Origin of the sequence: Lactobacillus rizhaonensis (assembly GCF_036246345.1) — a bacterium.
In the GTDB taxonomy this organism is placed as follows: Bacteria; Bacillota; Bacilli; order Lactobacillales; family Lactobacillaceae; genus Lactobacillus; species Lactobacillus rizhaonensis.
On record NZ_BTTV01000002.1, the window covers coordinates 193,712 to 218,034 of the forward strand.

Below are 24,323 nucleotides of genomic sequence, written 5' to 3' on the forward strand. Positions count from 1 at the left end.
CGGATAGGGGGTATCCTATCCGGTTATTTTTTTGAAAGGAAGTTGGCATGAGTGAACCTGTCATTTTACCTGTAAAATCTGTTCGTAATCCGCGTGATTTGGGTGGCTATATTGGCTTTAACGGACATCAGATTAAGTTTCATCGCTTACTACGCACTGGTAACATAAGTAAAATAACGCCAGAAGATGAACAGTTTTTACTTAATTATGGTCTGACTAAAATTATTGATTTGCGCTCTCCGGCAGAATGCAAAGCTAATTCTGATAAAAGCATTCAGGGCGTTGCTCATTATGAATTCCCCTTATCGGCTGATGATAATACCGGTGGTAAGGGTTTGGATATGAGCAGGGAATTTGAGCAATACCGCAAGGATCAATATGCCGGCTTTTATATGATGTGTCAAAGATATCATGATCATATCAGTAATCAATTTTCTCAGAATAATATTCATCAAATTGTTAGTTTAATTGCTGCTACAACTGATGGCGCAGTTTTATATCATTGTTCAGAAGGTAAGGACAGAACGGGATTAGTCACAGTAATACTGCTTTATATTTTAGGCGTGGATTTAGAAACAATTCGCCAAGATTACCTTTATTCCAATATAATGCTCAACGATTACCGTAAAGTTCGCGATGCCCGATTTAAAAAGGCCGGTGAAAATGATAAGTTTCGGGCTAACATGCGTATTTTGGGTTCAGTTGCCAATGCATATTTTGATACCAGCTTGATTACCATCAATGAGGATTTTGGTGGAATTGATTCCTATATTGCTAACCAGTTAGGAATTGACCAGCAAATGCAAGAGAAGATAAGAAAGAATTATTTGGAAAATTAGGGATAAAATAATGATTAAAAATTTGGCTATAGAACAAGAAGTAGGACAGCATCATGCCCTAGGTACAGCAATCACTTTACAGGTTTTTGGTGCTCGTGATAAAAGCGTGATTAATGATTCCTTTGCTTTGATCGACCATTATGAAGACTTATTGACAGTTAATCGTGATGAATCAGAAGTAATGGATGTTAATCATGCTGCAGGTAAGCACCCCGTTCAAGTTTCAAGCGGTACCTATGATTTAGTTAAATTGGCGGTAGAAAAAAGTCGGGAAAATTTTGGCTTCAATGCTCTGATAGGCCCGGTTGTTAAGTTATGGGCAATTGGTTTTAAAAACGCTCACGTTCCTACTGCTGAGCAAATTAAGGAAAGAATGGCACTGATTGATCCGTTTAAAGTTGACCTAAACGATGCTGATCAAACCATTTTTTTGCAAAAAGAGGGCATGGAATTAGATTTAGGCGGTATTGCTAAAGGCTGGATTGCTGACCGTATTAAAGATTACTGGCGGGCTTATGGTGTTCACGCCGGAATTATTAATCTTGGTGGTAACATTTTACTTGTTGGCGACTCACCTAAAAGGACTAGTGGTCAGTGGTCAGTAGGAGTACAGGATCCCAAAGAGCCTCGTGGCAATAATATTGCTTCGGTGATGGTACCAGAATGTTCTGCAGTTACCAGCGGAACTTATGAACGTTATTTAGAAGTTGACGGTCATAAGTATCACCATTTGATTGATCCGCGAACTGGTTATCCGGTTGAAACTGATTTGGCTGGCGTGACTACTTTTACCAAGTATTCAGTTGAAGCTGAAATCGAATGTAAGAGATTGTTTTTTGCAGGTAAGCCAGTTGCTGGTTGGCATGATGATCCTGACCGCATTGGAGCAGTTTTTGTTTATAACGATGAACACGTTGAGTATGATAACTTTCAAAAGTAATAAAAAAGTGCCTCTAAGGCACTTTTTTAATTACAATTTAAATTTGTAAGGTAAGTATATTATTTTAACGAGAGAGCTTTATGGCAAAATTCTGCTTGAATAGCACTCTTTGGTACCCAGGCAATTGCACCATGATCATAATTCATGTTCTTGCCACCAGTACCCGCTTTATCAAACTTGGAGTAATAAAGGGGATCATAAACCAAGAACTTGTCTTTCTTGTAGCCGGTGATAACTTTGCAGTGATTGCGCTTGTAATCGCCAGCTTTTTGATATGAAGAAAAGCCATAGTATAACACTGGCTTGCCAGCCTGAATATACATTTTAAGATCATCAACAGTTAGTTTTTTACTGGAGATATTAATGATATTTTTGCCCTTTTTAAAAGTCCGGGCATATTTAGCTAGGGCACCGGGGCTAATTACGTAGCCAAAACCGACGCCAGTGTAAACATTGCCCTTTTGTCCGCCTTTAACTGGTTGCATTGGTAAATTATTTTGAATTTTTGTAAGCAAACTAGTGGTAATTTTCTGTCCCTGAGAACCTAACAGCATCGCCATTGAGGCTCCTGCACAGCCCCACGGAGTTTTAACAGGAACATATTGACTGACATATGGCGTCTTCTCAATTGTTTTAGCCTGATTAGGAGTAGCTACAGCTTTTTTATTAATGTAGCCAATGGCCTTCATACCCTTTTTGTTAAGCCAATAGTATGTTTTGCCATTGTGGATAAATTTTTTATTGACATTAAATGTTTGGTGAAAATAATTCTTGGCTGCCTTCTTCTTGGTAAAATTATCAAGATAAATACCATAATTCTTTTTAACAATTGCTACTTTGAAAGTTTTGACTTTTTTGGCAGTGGCATTAGCAGGCTTTTTATTCTGAGTCGCAGCATTCGGGACATTGGTTTCGGTCTTACCTGTTTCTTTGTCTGTCTTTTGGTTTTCTTGCGGCTTTTGTGTCTCAGACTCTTTATTTACTTGATTATGGTCTTGCTTTAATTGCTTATTTTGAGCTTTCGTTTCTGCGCTAACTGTTTTGGTCAGATTGTTACTGAAAACAGGTGCTGCAAGAATAACAGCTGCAGAAATAGTTGCAATTTTCTTTAAGGTTAATTTACTCTTCAATTTATCCTCCTAATTTTTCTTATTCAAAATACCTTCATAACAAGTTTACTACAACAAATGGCAAATATATGCCAAAAAATTATGTGGATTTCTATTATTAGTAGAAGTGTATATAACATAATTACTCAAATTATTTTAGTTAAAGATCGAAGTAAACTTTTGCTAATTGTTAAACAAAAATAGCGTCTAAACTAACAAGTTTAAACGCTGATGACTATTTTATTCAATTTAGGCAGCAGTTCTACTGATACTAAAGATACTGTTGAACAACCCGTTGGATAAGCCAGGTGTATTATAAATGATGAAGCGAATAAATGATGAGTCTAAAGTTTGCTGGATAAACCACGGATTTTGCAAAGCATTAAGCATTGACAGGATAATGTAAACAAAGAAATAACTGGCAAAAAAAGATACGACAGCACCCAAAACGCTATCTAGTAAATTGCCAAAGTTAGTTGCATGGGGATTTTTATTAGGTACCCAGCCTTTAAAAATCTTAACAACCATTTTGCCCAAAAAGACAATGATAAAGAATGCCAAAAAACGAAAAAGCATTAAGTTAGTTCCGGGAGTTAAAGTGGTTTGAATATTTTGCCCGGTAATCTGACTGTAAAGCCAATTGCCAACAGGATTTTGAAACAGAATAGCTGTAATGAAGACAATGGCAGCAAATATCAGATTAATAATTAATCTGGTGAAGCCCGTTTGAAATCCTTTGTAGGTTTTTAGTGTCAAATAAGCCAGTACAATTAAAGTAACAATCATATTTATCTCCTTTGACGATATTATAGCTTAATTTATGCGTTTAGACTTTGACGACAGTCGAAAAATATTTCATAATTAAAGGGATGCATTGACTTTACATTAAGCCAATTTTAGCGTTAAATTTAAAGGGTGTGAAACAAGGTTTCACGGGTGAAAAATGAATCCTGAACAGTTCGTCCAAGAATTATCAAAACGTAATTTTAAATTAAATGAAAAACAAATCAACCAATTTAACCAATACTTTACCAGTCTGATTGAGACTAATAAAAAAGTTAATCTTACGCGGATAACAGAAAAAGATGAGGTCTATCTAAAGCATTTTTGGGATAGTATCACACCTCTTTTCACATTTGGTTCAGTATTAAAAGGGGCTGATACTTTATGTGATGTTGGTGCCGGTGCCGGTTTTCCTTCTATTCCTTTAAAGATTATGCTACCTGAATTAAAGGTTACGATCGTCGATTCTCTTGGCAAACGGTTGAATTTTTTACAGGGCTTAATCACCCAGTTAAATTTAGAAAATGTTACCTTGGTTCATGGCCGTGCCGAAGACGTGGGGCAAAATAAACAGTATCGTGAACAATTTGATGTTGTGACTGCCCGTGCTGTTGCTAACATGGCCGTTTTAAGTGAGTATTGTTTGCCGTTAATTAAAGAAAGTGGCAATTTCATTGCTCTCAAGGGACCAAAAGCTGAAGACGAACTGAAATCAGCTCGGAAAGCCTTAAAAGTTTTAGGTGGTAAGGTCATTGCAGTTAAAGAATTACAATTACCTCGAAGTACCGAAGAGCGCACTTTGATTCTGATAGAAAAAGTGCAGGCTACGCCTAAGAAGTATCCGCGGCAGGCGGGAACTCCGCACCGCAAACCAATTCATTAAACAGGGGGACTCAAAATGTCATTATTTTCTTCTTTACGTCATCATGAAGAAATACCTAAAAATAAGCAGATTCAGGATATTGAGCTAAGTAAAATAAAACCCAATTCTTTTCAGCCGCGGCACCAGTTTTCTGAAGAATCAATTCATGAATTGGCATCAACCCTTGATAAAGACGGGTTATTGCAACCAATTGTTGTACGTGAAAAAGAGGGCAATTATGAAATTATTGCTGGTGAGCGCAGACTGCGAGCTGCAAAGCAGCTCGCTTGGACAAAAATACCGGCAATAGTTAATAACATGGATGATAGCCAGGCTGCATCATTGGCTTTAATTGAAAACCTGCAAAGGGAAGATTTAAATCCGATTGATGAAGCACAGGCTTATAGTAATCTTATGAAACTAAATAACCTGACGCAAACTACCTTGGCCCAAAATATTGGCAAGTCACAATCTTATGTTGCTAACAAGTTGCGCCTGTTAAAGTTAACACCGAAGGTACAAAGTTATTTGGCCAGTGGTGAAATTTCGCCACGTCATGGTCGCTGTTTGGTAGGACTGAGTGAGAAAGATCAGGGCCGTGTCTTAGATGAAATACTTGCAAATAACCTGAATGTTAGCGACACCGAAAAAATCGTTAAAAATGTTGAGCAGTATTTTGCAGGCAAAAAAGTTAAGGATAAAGAAAAAGAGCAGGCAGAACAAACAAGACGAGCAGCCAATCGTATCCCTAAAGACTTAAAAGTACAAATTAATACAATTAAAAAGGCAATTAAACTTGCTCAACAGTCTGGCATCAAGGTTAAGTTCAAAGAAAATAATGATCCTGATGATTATATGATTACGATTGAATTGAAAAGAAAGTAGGAAGGCATGGAAAATATGGTGAGTGTAATTTCAGTTGCTAACCAAAAAGGTGGCGTCGGTAAAACGACAACAACTATAAATTTAGCGGCTTCGATTGCGGAACGCGGTTATCAAGTCTTAATTGTCGATATTGATCCGCAGGGTAATGCGACCTCTGGCCTGGGGATTGAAAAATCTGCTATTGATCAAGATATTTACAGCGTTTTGATTAATGATGTTCCCCTTAAAGATACGATTTTCCATACTTCAACTAAGCGGCTGGATTTAGTTCCGGCAACTATCAATTTGTCTGGAGCTGAAACAGAACTAATCAGTATGATGGCCAGAGAAACGCGCTTGAAGTCAGCTTTAGATTCAATTAGCGACAATTACGATTTTATTTTTATTGATTGTCCGCCTTCATTAGGCCAGTTATCTATCAATGCTTTCACGGCATCTGATTCAATTTTAATTCCCGTTCAAAGTGAGTATTACGCTATGGAGGGGCTTAGCCAGCTGCTTAATACCATCCGTTTGGTGCAAAAACACTTTAATAAAGACTTAGGTGTTGAGGGTGTTTTGCTGACCATGCTGGATGCGCGGACTAATTTAGGTGCGGAAGTTGTAAAAGAAGTACGTTCCTATTTTTCTGATAAGGTTTATAAAACTATTATCCCAAGAATTACTAAGCTGGCTGAAGCACCTAGTTATGGAGAAGCAATTACTGAATATGCTCCTAATTCACGTGGTGCTGAAGTTTATGATGATTTAGCTAAGGAGGTGTTAAAGAATCATGGTAAGAAACTCAAGAAATAAAGATACTAAAAAACATGGCGGTCTAGGCCGGGGAATTGAGGCCCTGTTTGAAGACGAGCCGCAAATTGAAGATAATGAAGAAGAAATTCAGGATTTAAATTTAAGCGATATCAGACCTAATCCTTATCAGCCACGTAAAAACTTTGATGACAAGTCTCTTAAAGAATTGGCTGATTCGATTAAAGAAAATGGTGTTTTTCAACCGATTATTGTGCGTAAGTCGATAAAAGGCTATGAAATTATTGCGGGTGAGCGCAGATTTCGTGCTTCAAAACTGGCTAAAAAGACTACAATACCGGCAATTGTCCGTGACTTTAGTGAAAGCCAAATGATGGAAGTTGCCGTTTTAGAGAATCTGCAACGTGAGGACTTAACGCCTCTTGAAGAAGCTCAGGCCTACGAAATGCTGCAAAAAAACTTAGGCTTGACCCAAGAAGAAGTTTCAAAAAGAATGGGTAAGTCTCGTCCATATATTGCTAATTACTTGCGTCTTTTGACACTTCCTAATAAAACTAAGCACTTGTTACAGCACGGTGAACTTTCAATGGGACAAGCCAGAACGCTTTTAGGTTTAAAGAATAAGGACAAGATTGATGAAGTAGCTAAGCAAGTGGTTAAGGAAGGGATGCCAGTACGCAAAGTTGAGGCACTGGTAGCCAATCTTAATTCTAAAAAGCCGCGCAAAAAGACAGTGCACAAATCGCCATTTATTCGTGCTACTGAACATCAATTAGCTGATAAGCTGGGTTCAACTGTCAATATTTCCGCAAGCAAAAAAGGTAGCGGCCATTTGTCGATTGGCTTCTCTTCAACAGAAGAGTTGAACAGAATACTCGATGTGCTGGGAGTCGACCTTGATGAATAAAGAAATTGCTTATGGTTTGGCAGATACGGTATTGATGAAAAAACCACATGCTTGTAAAACTAATGACTGGGAAGTTCTGCGTTTAGGAGCTGATATCAGGTTAAAGTGCATGGGGTGTGGCCATATCGTAATGATGCCGCGTTCAAAATTCGCGCATAATTTAAAAAAAGTTTTAACTAAGGCGAATGATCCGGTTAATATTAAAAATACGCTTTATGTGCCTAAAAAAGAAATAGCACGGCCGGATATTAATCAAGAAAATAACTGATTTTGTTAAAGAAAGAGGATAAAAATGTCATTAACTGCTGGGATAGTTGGATTGCCAAACGTGGGCAAGTCAACTTTGTTTAACGCAATTACTAAAGCGGGTGCGGAAATGGCCAACTACCCGTTTGCAACGATTGAGCCTAATGTCGGAATGGTTGAGGTTCCGGACAAGAGACTGGCTCGAATACAGGAACTGATTCCGGCTAAGAAAATTGTTCATACTACTTTTGAGTTTACCGATATTGCCGGTTTAGTTAAAGGTGCTTCAAAAGGTGAAGGTCTGGGTAATAAATTCTTGGAAAATATACGCCAAACTGATGCTATTATCCATGTTGTTAGAGCCTTTGAAGATGAAAATATTACTTCTGTTACTGGTAAAGTAGATCCGGAAGAAGATATCAACACTATTAATTTGGAATTGGCAATTGCAGATCTTGACGCCGTCAACCGCCGAATTAATAAGGTTAAAAAGATTGCCCAGCAAAATGACAAAGAGGCTAAAGCAGAGTTCAATGTTTTGCAAAAAATCAAGCCAGTTTTAGAAGAAGGCAAGGCTGTCCGTTCAATCAGTTTTAATGACGATGAGCAAAAAATTGTCAAGGGCTTGTTCTTGCTGACTGATAAACCCGTTATCTATGTAGCGAACATCGCTGAAAGTTCAATGGCCGACCCAGAAAAAGACGAGTACTATCAAGTGGTTAAAAAACATGCAGAAAGTGAAAATGCGGAATGTTTAGGTATATCTGCTGCAACTGAAGAAGAAATTGCCGGCTTGGATGACGATGAAAAAGCTGAGTTCTTGGAAGCAGAGGGCGTAACTGAATCAGGCCTTGACCGGTTAATCCGTGCAGCTTACCATATTTTGGGTCTGAGGACTTTCTTTACAGCTGGTGGCCCTGAAACACGGGCATGGACTTTTCATAAGGGAATGAAGGCTCCGCAAGTTGCAGGCGTTATTCACTCTGATTTTGAGCGGGGATTTATTCGTGCTGAAGTAGTTTCGTTTACTGACCTTGATCAGTATGAAACCATGCAAAAGGTTAAAGAAGCGGGGAAGCTACGTCTTGAAGGTAAAGATTATGAAGTTCAAGATGGCGACATTATTGAATTTAGATTTAACGTTTAGGAAAAAATAATGGCAGAAAAGAAAACTGAAGAACAAGCTAAGATTGATACTAATAAGCAGGAAAAGTTAAAAGAAAAGGTAATTAATCAGAATAAAGATGACGAGGTCAAGCAAATGCAGCCTGCTGAATTGCGTAAGCAGCTCAGTAATAAGAACTCTGACTATGTGTTTCGCTTGCAAAAAGAACTGGAAACACAGGGTAAAATGAGTCATGAAGATGCCCAAAGGAGAGTGGATGAGCTTTTAAAAGACTTGGTAATTGCACAACGTCATGGTCAACCAGCCAGCACGTATTATAATATGTCGCCTAAGCTTAAGGCTGCTGACATGTTAAAGCCCAAAAAGAAAAAGGCTTCAGATATTCCATTTTGGCAATATGCTACGGATAATGCCTTGTTTTATGTTGCTATTTTCTTTGGTCTCTTTGGACTAATTGGCTTATTCCAAAAGAATGACAAATATAATTCACAGATGGGTGTATTAACATTATTGATTGTTGGTGCTTCACTAGGTGTTTTCATGACCAAATATAATGACTGGGTTTTACCTAATGGCAGTAAAAATCGTAAAATTCCGTGGTCAAAATTAATCTGGGGTTTTGTTTTACTGATGGGAATGCTCTTTATCTGCTTTGGCGTATTAGGCCTTCCTGCATTACAAGTGATCAACCCAGCTTTGCCAGGAGTATATAACTTAATTATTGCAGCGGTAGCGTATGGCATTCGCTGGTTGTTCCGTCGGCATTATGAAATTATTGGTTCGGCCTTTTCACCTGCTGATAAGAGCAAATAGGTGCTTTTTGTCAAGAAAAGCGCTATACTTAGATAACTATATGTTTTAAAGGATAAATAGATTTATTATGAATCTATTTATCCTTTTTAAACTGAAAACACGTAAAAAAGAAAGCATTAATAAATTAGAAAGAGGTATTTAATGATTAACACGCTGCGTAAGTCAATCAGGCAGTATAAAAAACTGTCTTTGCTGTCGCCATTATTTGTTACTGGTGAAGTTATCATTGAGATGTTAATACCGTATTTAGTTGGTATATTAATAGACAATGGCATTATGAAGGGAAATATGTCATATATCACTAAGACTGGTGTTATTTTACTGGTGCTAACAGTTGTTTCACTTGTTTTAGGTTCCGGTGCCAGTTATGCCTCTGCTCACGCTGCTTCTGGTTTTGCGGCTAACCTGCGTAAAGATATGTTCTATCATGTGCAAGATTATTCTTTTGAAAATATTGACAGGTTTTCCAGCGCGAGTCTAGTTACGAGGATGACTACTGATGTTAATAACATTCAGATGTCTTATCAAATGCTGATTAGAATAGCAGTTCGGGCACCAATGATGTTGTTAGTTTCAATTATTATGTCAATAATAGTTAGTCCGCAGTTGTCACTTGTTTTTGTCGTGATTGCACCGGTTTTCGTAATCCTTTTAGGCTTAGTAATTAAAAGTGCCAGCAAGTATTTTCCTAAAATCTTCCGCGGTTATGACCGCATGAACCAGGTTGTCCGGGAAAATGTTCGTGGTATTCGCGAAGTCAAAACCTATGTGCAAGAAGAAGCGCAAACTGTTAAGTTTAAAAAATCAGCTGGTTTTATTTATAGACTTTTTGCTACAGCTCAGAAGATCATGTCACTTAACTCCATGATTGTCATGGCTGTTTTGAATATTTCTAATTTAGCTATTTGCTGGTTTGGTGCTAAGGAAATAGTGGGTGGCAGTTTACAGACTGGTCAATTAATTTCAATGTTCTCATATTCCAACTCTGTCTTGGGTAGCTTGAACATGCTAGCTATGATCATTACTCAGCTGGTAGTTTCAGGAGCTAGTGGTCACAGGGTTGCTGCAGTTATTAATGAAAAGCCTTCAATTGAAAATCCACGTAAACCGTTAAAGCATGTGAATAATGGAGAAGTGATTTTTGATCATGTCAACTTTAAGTATGACCCAGATGATAAGGAACTGGCTTTAAGTGATATTAACTTAAATATCAGGCCGGGTGAAACAATAGGAATAATTGGTCGTACGGGGTCATCAAAATCTACATTAGTTTCTATGATTCCGCGGCTTTATGATACTGATTCCGGAGCGGTGCGTGTATCAGGACATAACGTTAAGTCCTATGATTTAAAGACATTGCGTGATAATGTTGCCATGGTTTTACAAAATAATGTCCTGTTTTCAGGCACTATAAAGGAAAACCTTAAATGGGGCAATGAAAATGCAACAGATGAAGAAATTATCGCTGCCTCAAAAATTGCTCACGCTGATGACTTTATTCGTGAAATGCCAGATCAATATGACACTATGGTTGAGCAGGGCGGTAATAATGTTTCTGGTGGCCAAAAGCAAAGGATCACTATTGCAAGGGCATTGCTCAAAAAGCCGAAAATCTTGATACTTGATGACTCTACTTCAGCAGTAGATACACAGACTGAGCGTCAAATTCGGGAAGCCTTGGCAAAGGATATGCCCGATACTACCAAAATTATTATTTCTCAAAGAATTGTGTCAATTAAAGATGCCGACAGGATAATTGTAATGGATGAAGGCAAGATTCAGGATATCGGGACACATGAAGAGCTATTGCAGCGTAATGATTTATACAGCTCAATTGCTAAGTTTCAAGAAGAACAGAAGAAGTAGGTGATTAATTTGGATAAAGCAGTAGAAAATAAAAATAGCCAAAATACTGGTAAACGTTCCACAATTTTATGGCGTCTGCTTAAATTAGTTGCCAGTACAAGTCCTTGGATGCTGATTGCTTCAACAATTGCAATAATTTTAACAGCTGCAGCAAACGTTTTAGGTTCACTATTTATTGAACGTTTGATTAATGTTTACATTATTCCCTTAACTAAAGAAGCCCAGCCAAATTTTGGTCCGCTTTTACATGCAATTGCAGTTATGTTTGGTTGCTATGCTATCGGATTTATTTCTAATTATCTTTTTGCTGTGTTGATGGCAGTTTTGGCCCAGAAAGTACAATATAGAGTGCGGCTTGAAATGTTTGAGCACATGGAAATGTTGCCAATTTCCTATTTTGACGAAAATGATTATGGCGACATCATGAGTTGCTATACTAATGATATTGATACCTTGCAACAAATGATTTCACAATCAATTCCGCAGTTTATGAACTCTGCGTTGAACCTCATTTTTGTTTTGGGTGCCATGCTGGCTTTAAGTTGGCAATTAACTATATTTACCTTGATTGTTTTTGCACTGTCTATTATAATCGTCCGTTTTTTAACCGTTCGCTCCGCTCATTATTTTCAATTGCAACAAAAAGAATTGGGTCAAGTTAATGGTTACAATGAAGAAATGCTTAATGGTCTTAAGGTAATAAAGGTCTTTAGCCATGAACCTGAAGTTGAAGAAGACTTTGATGCTTATAATGAATCTTTAAAAGTAGCCTCTGGTAAAGCTCATACGTATGCCACAATTTTGTTCCCTATTATGGGTAACATGGGCAATTTGCTATACGTCTTAATTGCTATTTTAGGTGGAGCAGTTGCTATTAACCGTATTGCCCCACTTTCATTAGGTGTCATTGGTGCTTTCTTGCAATTATCTAAGCAATTTGCAATGCCAATAGCCCAGATTTCACAACAATTAAATTCTATTGTAATGGCTTTAGCGGGCGCAGAAAGAATCTTTAAGTTAGAGGATCAACCCGTTGAAATTGATGACGGTGATGTCACTATTACCAAGGATGAAAATGTTAAGGGTGCCTGGCATTGGAACGTACCACAAAAAGATGGCTCTGTTAAGAAAGTCACTGTTAAAGGACATATCGTCTTTGATCATGTTAATTTTGGCTATACGCCGAATAAACAAATTTTGTACGACATTTCTATTGACGCTAAGCCAGGTATGAAAGTAGCCTTAGTTGGTGAAACCGGTGCTGGTAAAACGACGATTTCTAATATGATTAATCGTTTTTACGAAATTAATTCTGGTACGATTACTTATGATGGTATTCCCATTAGTAGAATTAAGAAGGATGATTTGCGTCAGTCTCTGTCAATTGTTTTACAAGACACGCATATGTTTACCGGTACGGTGATGGACAATATTCGTTTTGGTAATACCGATGCAAGTGATGATGACGTATATCAGGCAGCACACTTATCTCATGCTGATGAATTTATTCATCATTTGGATGAAGGTTATAAAACAATCATTGATGGCAATGGCGGAGACTTGTCTCAAGGACAAATGCAGCTGCTCAGTATTGCACGAGCAATGATAGCAGATGAACCTGTGATGATTTTGGATGAAGCCACTTCAAGCATTGATACCCAAACGGAAAAACTGGTACAAGCTGGTATGGATAACTTGCTTGCAGGTCGCACTAGTTTTGTCATAGCTCACCGCCTGTCTACGATTGTTAACTCGGATTTAATTCTGGTGCTTGATCATGGCCATATTATTGAAGCCGGCAATCACGAACAACTTCTAAAGAAGAAGGGTTATTACTACGAGTTATATACTGGTAAAAAAGAAATAGAATAGATGTACTTAAAATATTCCTGGTCCTATAGACTGGGAATTTTTTTGCTTTAAATAATGGTGTAAGCAATAATTACTTTTCAACCATTAGTTTGTGTTATGGTAAAATAAATGAATTTAGTTGGTTCGACACTATTAATATAATTTGGTGATAATTCAAATTTTAAAAAAGTAATAAAGGAATTAAGCGATGAATCAAATTATCCAGATTTTAAGCCAGCGCAAAGGCGATTTAGGAGTTGCTTTATTGCAGCATCTGCAAATATCGTTAGTTTCGTTGCTGATTGCAATGGTGATTGCCATGCCTTTGGCCTTTTGGGCAGTAAAACACACTAAAATAGCAGAGGTATTATTGCAAGTTGCCAGCATTTTACAGACCATTCCGTCACTAGCACTTCTAGGTTTATTAATTCCAATCGTTGGGATTGGAACAGTGCCTGCTGTGATTGCTTTAGTGGTATATGCACTATTACCGATTTTTCAGAACACATACTTGGGATTAACTGAAATTGATCCAGCACTAGAAGAAGCTGCTGACGCATTTGGCATGTCACGCATGCAAAAATTACTTAAGGTGGAATTACCTTTAGCTGTGCCGACAATCATTTCGGGTATTAGAACGGCCTTAGTTTTAATTATTGGTACTGCCACCATGGCAGCTTTAATTGGTGCTGGTGGCCTGGGCAGTTTTATTTTATTGGGAATTGACCGCAACAATACCGGACTAATTGTAATTGGCGCTGTTTGTTCTGGCGTTTTGGCGATTACTTTAAGCGCGCTCATTAAGTGGCTGGAACATGCCTCAGTTAAAACAGCTTTGGGAATATTAGGAGTTAGTGTCATCTTCTTAGCAGGAAGTGGAATTTATCAAGCTGTTGCCAGTCAGAAAGAAACAGTTACAATTGCTGGTAAGTTAGGTTCTGAACCAGAAATTTTGATTAACATGTATAAAGAGTTAATTGAACAAGACGATCCACACGTTCAAGTGACCTTGAAACCTAATTTTGGTAAAACCACCTTTTTATATACTGCTTTGAAAAACAATAAAATAGATATTTATCCAGAATTTACGGGAACTGTTTTGGAAACCTTTGCGAAGTCTCCGGTTAAAACGGCTGGTTTGTCTGAAAAAGAAACCTATGAAAAAGCAAAAGAATTAATGAATAAACAGGATAAGCTTACTTTGCTTAAGCCTATGGCGTACGATAATACATATGCCCTAGCAGTTAAAACTTCATTTAAAAAGAAAAATCGTTTAAGAAAAATCAGTGATTTAGCTAATATCACCAATCAGCTAAAAGGAGGAATGACATTAGAATTTATTGATCGTGGTGATGGGTTCAAGGGTATTAAGAAATTATACAAGATTGATTTCCCTGTTAAGTCAATGGAACCGGCTTTGCGTTACCAGGCAATTAATCAGAATAAAGTTAACATCGTTGATGCCTATTCAACTGATAGTGAATTGCGCCAATATCATTTGACTATTTTAAAAGATGATAAGCATAATTTTCCTATTTATCAGGGCGCTCCTTTGATGACCAATGATTTTGCCCGCAAGCATCCGCAAATTGTTCGCAGCTTGAATAAGCTGGCTGGCAGGATTTCCGAAAAGCAGATGCAGGAAATGAACTATGAAGTTAATGTTAAAAATACGGATCCTGGACAAGTCGCACGTCACTTTTTATTAAAACAGCATTTGCTTAAGGAGAAGTAAGATGACTTCAGCAATTAAATTTGAGCATGTAAATAAAACCTTTGCTAAAAAAGTAGTAGTTAAGGATCTTAATTTGGATATTCAGCAAGGCGAACTTTTCGTTTTGGTAGGAAACTCAGGCAGTGGAAAAACTACCTCGATTAAAATGATTAACCGTTTGGCAGATCCTAGTGCAGGACAGATTTTAGTCAATGAGCGGCCTACGACTGATTATAACGTTCAGAAATTGCGCTGGAAAATTGGTTATGTTTTACAACAAATTGCTCTTTTTCCTAACATGACTGTCGCTAAAAATATTACTTTGATTCCGGAAATTCAAGGTGCTAAAGCTGATCTTACGGAAATGGCCGCAAATTTATTGGAAAAAGTGGGACTAAATCCCCAAGAGTATGCTCACCGTTATCCTCGTGAACTGTCTGGCGGTGAACAACAAAGAATTGGGATTTTACGCGCGATTGCGTCAAAGCCACCGATTGTTTTAATGGATGAGCCCTTTAGCGCTCTGGATCCACTTTCCCGCGCAAATTTACAAGAACTAGTAATTAATTTGCACAAGCAACTGCATAATACAATTTTATTTGTGACGCATGATATGAATGAAGCCCTGCACTTAGCTGACAGGATTGGCGTTATGAAGGATGGCAAATTATTACAAGTCGATCAGCCACAAGAAATCTTACGCCATCCGGCAAACAATTTTGTCAGGGACTTTTTTAAAGGCAGCTTAGGGAACAATTTATATGAAACACCATTAAAGCAAGCAGCCTTATTTAATGAATTTAAGCAAACTAGTTCTAATTCGCTGGCAGCAATGCCTGTAATTAATATTAATGAAAAAATTGCTGCATTACTGCTACTTTTGAGCCGTCAAAATGAGGTTGCCGTACAAAATAATAATGGAAAATATTTAGGCTTCATTGATCGCCTGTGGCTGATTAAATATTTGAACAATATTAATAGTTTAAAATAGGAAATAAGCTGGGAACTGTCCAGCTTTTTTAATAAAACGATAAAGTTATGCTTGAATATTAGTAGTTTGTTACAAAATTGACTAAAATATTAGACATAGATTCTGCTAAACTATATTTAGTGGAATAATGGAATAAAGCGAAAATAATCAATAAATAAAAAGAAGGGAAATTAGCCCTATGAAAATTTTAGTTGTTGACGATGATAAAGAAATCGTCGAGTTGTTAAGTATTTATCTTAAAAATGAAGGTTACACTCCAGTTGTTGCCTATAGCGGCAAAGAAGCAATTACCAAATTAACTACGACGCCAGATATTGCATTAATGATCTTAGATATCATGATGCCTAATATGAGCGGAATTGATGTTATCAAGGAAGTGCGCAAAGATTCTGATATCCCAATTATTATCGTATCAGCCAAAACTGGTGATATGGATAAAATTCAAGGTTTGATTACTGGAGCGGATGACTATGTTTCTAAGCCGTTTAATCCTTTGGAAGTAATGGCACGAGTTCGTTCACTTTTGCGTCGTAGCCAAAAGCAGGTTAAGGATGATGAACCAGATATTTTAGAGGTCGGACCACTGATTATTAACCGTGATTCACATGAAGTTAAGACAATTGATGGTAAAGACATTCAGTTGACTGCCCTAGAATTTGGCATTTTATATTTGCTCGCCAGTCACCCTAACCGGGTATTTTCAGCGGATGAAATTTTTGAACGAGTTTGGCAGCAGGAATCGATAGTTTCTGCTAAAACCGTTATGGTGCATGTTTCACACCTGCGTGACAAAATTCAATCGGCAACGGGTGGTGAAGATGTTATTCAGACCGTCTGGGGAGTAGGCTATAAAGTTGAGGCTTAACTAGATGAAAAAGGAAAGGGTCAAGCTGACAGCTGCGGAAAAGAGTGAGCTGTTTGCTGAAGGCGTTATAACGGTAGTTCTAGAGCTACTATTGAACCTGTCAGTGATTATTTTAATCAACTTGACAATTTTACAAGATAAAAACCTGGTTAACGGGATATATTTTTTAAAAAAGACCATTACTTTTGCTGGCGGGCGCCACTTATGGTCCTGGCAGAATACCTTTATTATTTTCATGGGTATTGGTGATTTAATCGTTCTGTACTGGCGTTTAATTCGACGCTATCATCAAATGCAGTTAAGACATGTTATTTCTGAACTGCATTATATTGCTAAGGGACATTTTGACCATACAATTTCTTTTAAAGTCAAAACTGATTTGCAAAAAGTAATTGATTCAATTAATTCGTTAGTAGACAGTACAGTAAATGCGATTAATGAAGAAAAAGCGATTGAAAAGTCAAAGGACGAACTGATTAGCAATGTTTCTCATGATATCAGAACGCCCTTAACTTCTATCATTGGCTATTTGGGTTTACTGAAATCAGGGGTGTCAAATCCAGCAGATCAACAAAGATACCTTAATATTGCATATATGAAGGCTGAACAGATGAAATCGTTGGCTCATGATTTGCTTGAGTATACCACGTTAAAATCAACTAGTACCAAATTAAATTTGTCTTCTTTACATATTTTTTCTATGTTAGAGCAAGTTGCCGCGGGCTTTGAATTCGAAGGTCAGGAAAAAGGGATAGTATTTAATATAGAAGCAAGACCTAAAAATTTAACTATTCAAGCTGATGCGGAAAAGTTGGTACGTGTTTATAATAATCTCATCACTAATGCGCTAAAGTACGGTACAGGTGCAACACAAATTAACTTAATTGCTAATTTAGTTAATAACAATGAAGTTGAGTTACGGGTAGAAAACAATGGTGCTCAAATTCCCGAAGATTCGTTGAAAAAAATATTTGAACGTTTTTACAGAGTCGAAGGCTCTCGTAATACCCAAACGGGTGGCACCGGGCTAGGTCTATCAATTACCAAAAGTATTGTTGATCTTCATCAGGGCAAAATCCGCTGTGAATCTGACAAAGATTGGACCCGTTTCATTATTTGCCTGCCTTTAAACTTAAAGAGTGAAAAAACTCCAGCATAGCTGTGGTATAATTTTGACTGAGATAATAAATAGAGGAGTATAGCATGAGTATTTCTTTAAATACCTGTATTTTAATTTTAAAAGAACACCATCTGCTTAAATCGAGTGCTGTCCAAGATACTATATCTTCTAAGATGGAATATGTGTCGTATGACTCGCGTGACGTTCATACCAATACATTATTCTTCTGTAAAGGTGCTGGTTTTCGTCCCACTTATTTGTCAATGGCAAAGGCGAATGGTGCTAATTGTTATGTAGCAGAGCAACCCTATCCGGAAGGTAAGGGAATGCATGCACTGATTGTGCGCAATGTTTCCAAAGCGATGGCGTTATTGTCTGCGGCATTTTTCCGTTTCCCGCAAGACGATTTATATTTAATAGCTATTACTGGTACTAAAGGTAAGACTACAACGGCCTACTTTTTAAAAGGGATGTTAGATCAGGTAAACGGCGGTAAAACAGCGTTAATTTCATCAGTCAACACAGTTGTGGGACCTAAAAAAGATGATACTTTTAAGTCAAGCTTGACAACGCCTGAATCACTTGATTTGTTCCGTGATATGCGAATAGCTGTAGACAACGGAATGACGCATATGGTTATGGAAGTTTCCAGCCAGGCTTATAAGAAAAACAGGGTATTTGGTCTGACCTATGACCTGGGCTTTTTCTTAAATATTACACCTGATCATATTGGACCCAATGAGCATCCCAATTTCGCTGATTATTTACATTGTAAGTTGCAGCTGCTGGTTAATGCTCGTAAATGTATTATTAACGCTCAGACTGATCATTTTCCTGAAGTTTACGCTGCGGCCATGACTACTACTGATCCAGACAGTATTTACTTGTTTGCTGACGAAAAATTTACTAATCCGGATCTGAAACAGACCATCGATTTTCGTTTTTCGACCCAAGAGCTTGATATGTCACGGACCAGGTTCCAGGTGTTATGTGTTAGCGACAAAGCCAAGCAGCTTAAAATAGCTGGTGATTACCAGTTAAAGATGTTAGGTGATTTTAACGAATCTAACGGTACCGCAGCAGTAATTGGTGCAGGACTGGCAGGAATGAATTATGACGATGCTGCTAAAGGTATCAGTCAAGTTACCGTCCCTGGAAGAATGCAAACAGAAGTTACAAAGAAGCACGGAGTAGTGGTTGTGGACTTCGCACATAATGAAGCCTCAATGATGGCTCTTATGGGCTTTATGCAACGAGAATTTAATAATCCTAAAATTATTGTCGTTGTGGGGGCACCTGGTGACAAAGGAGTTTCTCGTCGTCCCGGTTTTAGTAACAGCCTGAATGCCTACGCTGATAAAGCCTTTCTGACAACAGATGATCCTGGCTTTGAAGATCCCATGGATATAGCACAGGAAATTGATGCAGGGATCGATCATTCTAAAGTTGATGTCACAATAGAACTAGACCGTAAGAAGGCCATCCATGATGCAATCAGTATGTCCAAGCAGGGTGATGTTGTTCTGATCTGTGGTAAAGGTGAAGATAGCTATCAAAAGATCCGGGGAGTAGATACTCCTTATCCGTCTGATATTACAGTTGCACAACAGGTAATTGATGAACTTGAAGGGCAAAAAGAACATTTTAACGGTTAGAAAAGTAGGTATTAATGAAACATTTTTTTAGTATTATTGGCGGTATGGGTACCATTGCAACGGAAAGCTACGTCCGCATGATTAATCACCGTATAAAGATTACTAAAGATCAGGACTATCTGAACTATATTTTAGTTAATGATGCCCAAATTCCTGACCGCACGGCTTATATCAAAGACCATAGTCAGCCTAATTTTTTCAATGCCTTGCGTGATGATGTGCTCCAGCAAGCAATGCTAAAGCCCGATTTTTTCGTGATGCCATGTAATACTGCACATTATTTTTATGATGACTTGGCTAAACTAACTGACATTCCTTTTTTGCATATGATGCGCATTGCCGTGCATAAGTTCGTAAATGATTATCCGGAAGAAAAAAAGATTGGTTTGATTGCTACGGAAGGTTCGATTTATGACCATCTGTACGAAGACGAAATTGAACAAGTTGGCCGTGAGGTAGAACTGGGTGGTCCTGAGATTCAACCGCTGGTTACTGAGCTGATTTATTCCAACATTAAAGAAAAAGGCGTAGTTGATGGCGAACTTTATCACCGCATATTACGCACCATGCATGATCAGTATGGCTGTAATGTAATTTTACTTGGTTGTACTGAATTATCTTTAGCTCAGGAAAAGGCGCCAGAGCATCCGTATAATGTTATTGATCCGCAAGTAATTATTGCTGATGTGGCAATTGAATTAGAACTAAAAATTCGTGCAGGAATGGATCCTAAGACTGCTATAGAGAAATATATGTATTAACTAATACGTAGAATTAACACAAATTAAAATAGACTAGTAATCAATTTGAATTATTAGTCTATTTATTTTTACTAAAAAGTGTTGACAATGTTGCCACTTGGTAGTAGTGTATTAGAAAAGTAATACAGTTGAAAATGGGAGGGACAAAATGCTATATCTTTTATATATATTTATTGGCATACTGATAATATTGACTACTAATTTAGCAGTAACAGTAATTTTGAGCATTAAAGATGCTTATCGCAATCATCTTAAAGACCATTTGTCATTTGGCACTGCCTTCAAGAAATATTTTGGTAAAAATAATAATATCCCCCTTCATCTGTCTGATTGGAAATTATAAGGAATTATTTTATTTAAGTTTGAGCTTATCGTATATATAATTTTATAAAACAATAAATTGCTATTGCCGATATAGGATATCTATATTATACTGGAATAAGTTGAATACGGTTTCTTCGGGGCAGGGTGTAATTCCCTACCGACGGTGACAATTAATAATTGAAGTCCGTGACCCGCGTTTTGCGGTGGAACTAGTGTGAGTCTAGTACCGACAGTTAAAGTCTGGATGGGAGAAGAACAAACAAGATTAGACAGAAAACTCGCGTCGTTATTAAACTTCGCTGAAATCTTATTTGATGAATATAAAATAAGCCTCGTTGATTGAATCAACGAGGTTTTTTAATGCTTAGGAAGTGAAATTAGTGCAGGATAAGGATTATATGCAAATGGCAGTTCAAGAAGCATTGAAAGCTCAGGGAATGACTTGGACAAATCCTTTAGTTGGTGCAGTTTTGGTTAAAGACAATCAGGTTCTAGCGACCGGCTACCACCATCAATTTGGTAAGGAACACGCAGAAGTGAATACACTCTCACACTTAGCTGATCCCCAGCAGGCACAAGGTGCAACTTTGTATGTCACGCTAGAGCCTTGTAGCCATTACGGCAAGCAACCTCCTTGCTGCAAAAAGGTCGCTGAGGCCGGAATCAAAAAAGTTGTTATTGGTCAGGTTGATCCACATCAAATTGTAGCTGGCAAGGGTATTGAATATCTAGAAAGCCATGGGGTGCAAACTGAGATAATCGGTGGTACAGAAAATTTAAACGTTGCTTATAACTTTTTTTATCACAAAAAGAGGCCTTTTGTGACGCTTAAATATGCAATGTCCATTGATGGCAAAATTAATGCTGCAGGTAAAACGAGAACAATTTTGACTGGGGATGCAGCTCAGGTGGATGTGCAAAAGTTGCGTTTGCACAACCAAGCAATTTTAATTGGGGCAAATACTTTGCGAATAGACAATCCACTTTTAACGGTCAGAATTAAGAATTTACCCAAGCCGCCTATTCGAATAGTGCTGACTAAAGATGCTAATCAATTAGATTTTAACAGTCGCATGTTTAAGACGCTTGGTGAAATCTGGCTATTAAGTAGAAGTGAACTGACTCAAAAAGTAGCTGAAAATATTCGCTGCTTTACTGCTGCTAAATGGACACCTTCAAAAATTGTGCAGTTTTTAGCCGCACATGAAATTCAATCATTATTAGTTGAGGGCGGCAGCAATGTCCAGAGCCAGTTTGTAGCAGCGGACTTGGCTGACGAAATAGTGACATACATTGCTCCTTTAGTTTTAGGCGGTACTGCATTACCTGCTGTGTTTGGCCAGGCTTTAGCAGAAAAAAGTGATTATCAACTTTTAGACGTTAAAAAATTCAATCAAGATGTCAGAATTCGCGTGAGGAGAAAAGAATGTTTACAGGAATAATTCAAACTACGGGAACGATAACCCGTTTGGAAATTAGTGAGCAACATGCAAGACTAGGTATTTGCGCTCCTAAATTAGTGCAAAAAGATTTGCCTTTAGGGGCAAGCATTGCCGTTAATGGTATTTGTTTAACCGTTACCGCTTGGAGCGATAATGACTTTGCAGTAGACGTGATGCCGGAAACAATGAAACGGACTAATTTGGGCAATTTGCAAAAAGGTAGTTTAGTAAATTTAGAGCCTTCATTGTCTTTAAATGGTAAGCTTGATGGTCATATTGTTGCAGGTCATGTTGATACTACAGCTGAACTGGTAATAAGAAACGAAAATGAGAATTCCATAGAATTAGAATTCGCAGTACCACATAAGTATGCTCCTTTTATTGTTGAAAAAGGCTCAATTGCCATTGACGGCATTAGTTTAACCGTGACAATGGCGCAAAATGATCATTTTGGAGTGAGCTTAATACCTTATACCATACAAAATACTACTTTGGCTCACTATCAAGTGCATGACAAAGTCAATATTGAAGTGGATATGATTGGTCGGTACGCTGTCAAACAAATTCAAGCTTGGAAAAAGGAATTTTAATGGAGGAAAAAATGACAGAACAACTGAATGAAAAAATGCAAAAGGTGTTACAACATATGTTGACTGGTGGGTTGGTCATTGTGGCTGATTCGCCGCAACGTGAGTCTGAAGGGGATATGATTGGTTTGGCTGAAAAGGTAACGCCTCAAGCAGTTAATATGATGATTACTAAGGCACGCGGACTATTATGTGTGCCGATGAGTAAGGCATACGCTGACCGCTTGCAACTAAAACCAATTGAAACTGGTTCGAACGATACTTTTGGCACGGCTTTTACCCTTAGTGTTGACTCCACTGAAACCACTACGGGAATTTCAGCTTTTGACCGTGCTAAAACTATTAAAAAATTGGCTGATCCTAATAGCCAGTGGGCTGACTTTTATCATCCAGGTCATGTTTTTCCTTTGGTAGCTAAAGAAGGCGGTGTACTAGAACGGACAGGTCATACTGAAGCTGCTTTGGATCTAGCTAGATTGGCAGGAGTTGCACCTGTAGGCTTTATTTGCGAGTGCATTAAAAAAGACGGAACGATGGCCAGACGTAAAGACCTAAAGGCTTTAGCAGAAGGACTTGGTATTCCTTATTTGACCATTGAAGAGTTAATTGCATACCGCAAGAATCAGGCAAACAAAGATTTGGGGATTGAATCCTTTACCAAGGTTGACTTTCCGACTAAATACGGTCATTTCCAGCTTGAAGGCTTCAGGGATAAAAAGCATCCTGAAAAGCAACCGACTTTGTTAATTAGTAAGGGTGAAGTAAAAAAAGGTGCGCCTCTTTTATTGCGGCTTCACAGTGAATGTTTGACTGGGGATGTTTTTGGTTCTAAGCGCTGTGACTGTGGCGCTCAGCTTGCCGCAGCTTTAACAAAAATTGAGCAAAATGGATCAGGAGCGGTTTTATACTTGCGTCAAGAAGGTCGGGGAATTGGTCTAGAAAATAAATTGCGCGCTTATAAGCTGCAAGACGAAGGTATGAACACAGTTGAAGCTAACCAGCACCTTGGCTTGCCGGTTGACGCACGCCGCTATAATGTTGCTGCTGAAATTTTAAGGCAAAAAGGCGTGAGCGAAGTTGAATTAATGACCAATAATCCGGATAAAGTAACGCAATTAGAAAATTATGGCATTAAAGTTGTCAAAAGAATACCTGTTGAAGTAGGCATGACCGCAGAAAATAAGAATTACTTGGCAACTAAAAAGCATGAAATGAATCATATTTTAAACGAGGTAGATTAACATGAAAGAAATTATTGGCAACATTGCCCAGGGACAGGATAAAAAGATTGGTATTGTCGTTGCTCAGTTTAACGGGGTGGTAACTGACCGCCTACTTTCAGGTGCGCTAGAGCAATTGAAAAAATCAGGCGTGAAAGATGAAAATATTGTGCTTGTGAAAGTACCCGGTGCCTTTGAAATTGCTCGTACAGTCAACTGCCTGGCAAAGAGTGGCAAAGTTGATGGCATTATTGCATTAGGAGCCGTAATTAGAGGCGAAACAGCTCACTTTACCTATGTTTGTGAAGGTACAACTTCACAGCTAGCCGCCGCCTCAGCTAATGGGCCTGTGCCAGTAATGTTTGGTGTACTTATGACCGATACGGTCGCACAAGCAACTGATCGTGCCGGCGGCAAGTCAGGCAATAAAGGTGCAGAGTGTGCCACGGATGTATTAGAAGTATTAAATATAGAAGAGCAAATAAAGCAACTATAATTTATTAAGTACATCTCCTTAATAAAGAAATAGCAAGTCATTTTTAGAAATAGAAGTGGCTTGTTTTTGGTCTTAGTAGTTTTAGCGGCTTGCTGTTTGCTTTTATTATTAGTTGATTTATCTTTAAATTATTAAATCTAATTTTAAAAATATATATGAATATATTAT

Annotated in this window: 24 protein-coding genes and 1 riboswitch; of the genes, 22 read left to right on the forward strand and 2 right to left on the reverse strand. The window is 37.9% G+C overall.

The window, feature by feature from the left end:
• Window positions 1–47 precede the first annotated feature (47 nt).
• Together AAA915_RS04220 and AAA915_RS04225 are read left to right on the forward strand one after the other, a co-directional pair.
• Complete coding sequence (locus AAA915_RS04220; protein ID WP_294762612.1) at window positions 48–839, forward strand: tyrosine-protein phosphatase; 792 nt, start codon at window positions 48–50, stop codon at window positions 837–839.
• A gap of 10 nt (window positions 840–849) precedes the next feature.
• Window positions 850–1,779, forward strand: coding sequence for an FAD:protein FMN transferase (locus tag AAA915_RS04225; protein WP_338200118.1), 930 nt, complete (start codon window positions 850–852; stop codon window positions 1,777–1,779).
• A gap of 59 nt (window positions 1,780–1,838) precedes the next feature.
• Here the strand turns inward: AAA915_RS04225 and AAA915_RS04230 are convergent, their stop codons facing one another.
• On the reverse strand, window positions 1,839–2,909 hold the full coding sequence (locus AAA915_RS04230) for a C39 family peptidase (protein ID WP_338200120.1): 1,071 nt from the start codon (window positions 2,907–2,909) through the stop codon (window positions 1,839–1,841).
• 228 nt (window positions 2,910–3,137) lie between these two features.
• On the reverse strand, window positions 3,138–3,674 hold the full coding sequence (locus tag AAA915_RS04235) for a CvpA family protein (protein ID WP_046324233.1): 537 nt from the start codon (window positions 3,672–3,674) through the stop codon (window positions 3,138–3,140).
• A 157-nt stretch (window positions 3,675–3,831) separates the two neighbouring features.
• On the opposite strand from AAA915_RS04235, the gene rsmG reads away from it, so the two are divergent.
• The 20 genes from rsmG to ribH all read left to right on the forward strand — a co-directional run bounded on the left by rsmG (window position 3,832) and on the right by ribH (window position 24,155).
• Complete coding sequence (gene rsmG / locus AAA915_RS04240) at window positions 3,832–4,554, forward strand: 16S rRNA (guanine(527)-N(7))-methyltransferase RsmG (protein ID WP_198202302.1); 723 nt, start codon at window positions 3,832–3,834, stop codon at window positions 4,552–4,554.
• 15 nt (window positions 4,555–4,569) lie between these two features.
• Window positions 4,570–5,418, forward strand: a complete 849-nt coding sequence (noc, locus tag AAA915_RS04245) for a nucleoid occlusion protein (protein WP_198202303.1) — start codon at window positions 4,570–4,572, stop codon at window positions 5,416–5,418.
• A 15-nt stretch (window positions 5,419–5,433) separates the two neighbouring features.
• Window positions 5,434–6,213 carry a ParA family protein gene (locus tag AAA915_RS04250; protein WP_110445546.1) on the forward strand — a complete coding sequence of 260 codons (780 nt, stop codon included), beginning with the start codon at window positions 5,434–5,436 and terminating at the stop codon, window positions 6,211–6,213.
• Window positions 6,191–7,078 carry a ParB/RepB/Spo0J family partition protein gene (locus AAA915_RS04255; RefSeq protein ID WP_338200126.1) on the forward strand — a complete coding sequence of 296 codons (888 nt, stop codon included), beginning with the start codon at window positions 6,191–6,193 and terminating at the stop codon, window positions 7,076–7,078. The genes AAA915_RS04250 and AAA915_RS04255 overlap by 23 nt, the downstream gene beginning before the upstream one ends.
• Complete coding sequence (locus tag AAA915_RS04260; RefSeq protein ID WP_046324238.1) at window positions 7,071–7,346, forward strand: DUF951 domain-containing protein; 276 nt, start codon at window positions 7,071–7,073, stop codon at window positions 7,344–7,346. Before AAA915_RS04255 ends, AAA915_RS04260 begins: the two co-directional genes overlap by 8 nt.
• A gap of 24 nt (window positions 7,347–7,370) precedes the next feature.
• Complete coding sequence (ychF, locus tag AAA915_RS04265; protein ID WP_338200128.1) at window positions 7,371–8,471, forward strand: redox-regulated ATPase YchF; 1,101 nt, start codon at window positions 7,371–7,373, stop codon at window positions 8,469–8,471.
• Window positions 8,472–8,480: 9 nt separating this feature from the next.
• Entirely contained in the window at window positions 8,481–9,263 is a 783-nt protein-coding gene (locus AAA915_RS04270) for a DUF1129 family protein (RefSeq protein ID WP_338200130.1), read from the forward strand.
• Window positions 9,264–9,404: 141 nt separating this feature from the next.
• On the forward strand, window positions 9,405–11,129 hold the full coding sequence (locus tag AAA915_RS04275) for an ABC transporter ATP-binding protein (protein ID WP_046324241.1): 1,725 nt from the start codon (window positions 9,405–9,407) through the stop codon (window positions 11,127–11,129).
• 9 nt (window positions 11,130–11,138) lie between these two features.
• On the forward strand, window positions 11,139–13,001 hold the full coding sequence (locus tag AAA915_RS04280; RefSeq protein ID WP_046324349.1) for an ABC transporter ATP-binding protein: 1,863 nt from the start codon (window positions 11,139–11,141) through the stop codon (window positions 12,999–13,001).
• A gap of 187 nt (window positions 13,002–13,188) precedes the next feature.
• The gene (locus AAA915_RS04285; RefSeq protein ID WP_338200134.1) at window positions 13,189–14,715 is read left to right on the forward strand and encodes an ABC transporter permease/substrate-binding protein; all 1,527 of its coding nucleotides are present in this window, start codon (window positions 13,189–13,191) and stop codon (window positions 14,713–14,715) included.
• Between the two features lies 1 nt (window position 14,716).
• On the forward strand, window positions 14,717–15,685 hold the full coding sequence (locus AAA915_RS04290; protein WP_338200136.1) for an ABC transporter ATP-binding protein: 969 nt from the start codon (window positions 14,717–14,719) through the stop codon (window positions 15,683–15,685).
• 178 nt (window positions 15,686–15,863) lie between these two features.
• Window positions 15,864–16,550: a response regulator transcription factor CroR gene (gene croR / locus AAA915_RS04295; protein ID WP_046324244.1), complete on the forward strand. Its 687-nt coding sequence runs from the start codon at window positions 15,864–15,866 to the stop codon at window positions 16,548–16,550.
• 4 nt (window positions 16,551–16,554) lie between these two features.
• Window positions 16,555–17,709 (forward strand): sensor histidine kinase, encoded by a 1,155-nt coding sequence (locus AAA915_RS04300; RefSeq protein WP_046324245.1) that lies wholly within the window; start codon window positions 16,555–16,557, stop codon window positions 17,707–17,709.
• A gap of 44 nt (window positions 17,710–17,753) precedes the next feature.
• Window positions 17,754–19,325 (forward strand): UDP-N-acetylmuramoyl-L-alanyl-D-glutamate--2,6-diaminopimelate ligase, encoded by a 1,572-nt coding sequence (locus AAA915_RS04305; RefSeq protein WP_294830793.1) that lies wholly within the window; start codon window positions 17,754–17,756, stop codon window positions 19,323–19,325.
• A 14-nt stretch (window positions 19,326–19,339) separates the two neighbouring features.
• Window positions 19,340–20,086, forward strand: coding sequence for an aspartate/glutamate racemase family protein (locus AAA915_RS04310; RefSeq protein ID WP_294830795.1), 747 nt, complete (start codon window positions 19,340–19,342; stop codon window positions 20,084–20,086).
• A 148-nt stretch (window positions 20,087–20,234) separates the two neighbouring features.
• Window positions 20,235–20,429: a hypothetical protein gene (locus AAA915_RS04315; RefSeq protein WP_294830798.1), complete on the forward strand. Its 195-nt coding sequence runs from the start codon at window positions 20,235–20,237 to the stop codon at window positions 20,427–20,429.
• A 107-nt stretch (window positions 20,430–20,536) separates the two neighbouring features.
• A riboswitch (FMN riboswitch) is annotated at window positions 20,537–20,670 on the forward strand.
• A gap of 120 nt (window positions 20,671–20,790) precedes the next feature.
• Window positions 20,791–21,852, forward strand: coding sequence for a bifunctional diaminohydroxyphosphoribosylaminopyrimidine deaminase/5-amino-6-(5-phosphoribosylamino)uracil reductase RibD (ribD, locus tag AAA915_RS04320; protein ID WP_338200140.1), 1,062 nt, complete (start codon window positions 20,791–20,793; stop codon window positions 21,850–21,852).
• Window positions 21,837–22,442 carry a riboflavin synthase gene (locus AAA915_RS04325; protein WP_046324258.1) on the forward strand — a complete coding sequence of 202 codons (606 nt, stop codon included), beginning with the start codon at window positions 21,837–21,839 and terminating at the stop codon, window positions 22,440–22,442. The genes ribD and AAA915_RS04325 overlap by 16 nt, the downstream gene beginning before the upstream one ends.
• Window positions 22,443–22,453: 11 nt before the next feature.
• Window positions 22,454–23,680, forward strand: coding sequence for a GTP cyclohydrolase II (ribA, locus tag AAA915_RS04330; protein ID WP_294830804.1), 1,227 nt, complete (start codon window positions 22,454–22,456; stop codon window positions 23,678–23,680).
• 1 nt (window position 23,681) lies between these two features.
• Entirely contained in the window at window positions 23,682–24,155 is a 474-nt protein-coding gene (gene ribH, locus AAA915_RS04335; RefSeq protein ID WP_294830807.1) for a 6,7-dimethyl-8-ribityllumazine synthase, read from the forward strand.
• The last annotated feature ends 168 nt before the right edge of the window (window positions 24,156–24,323 follow it).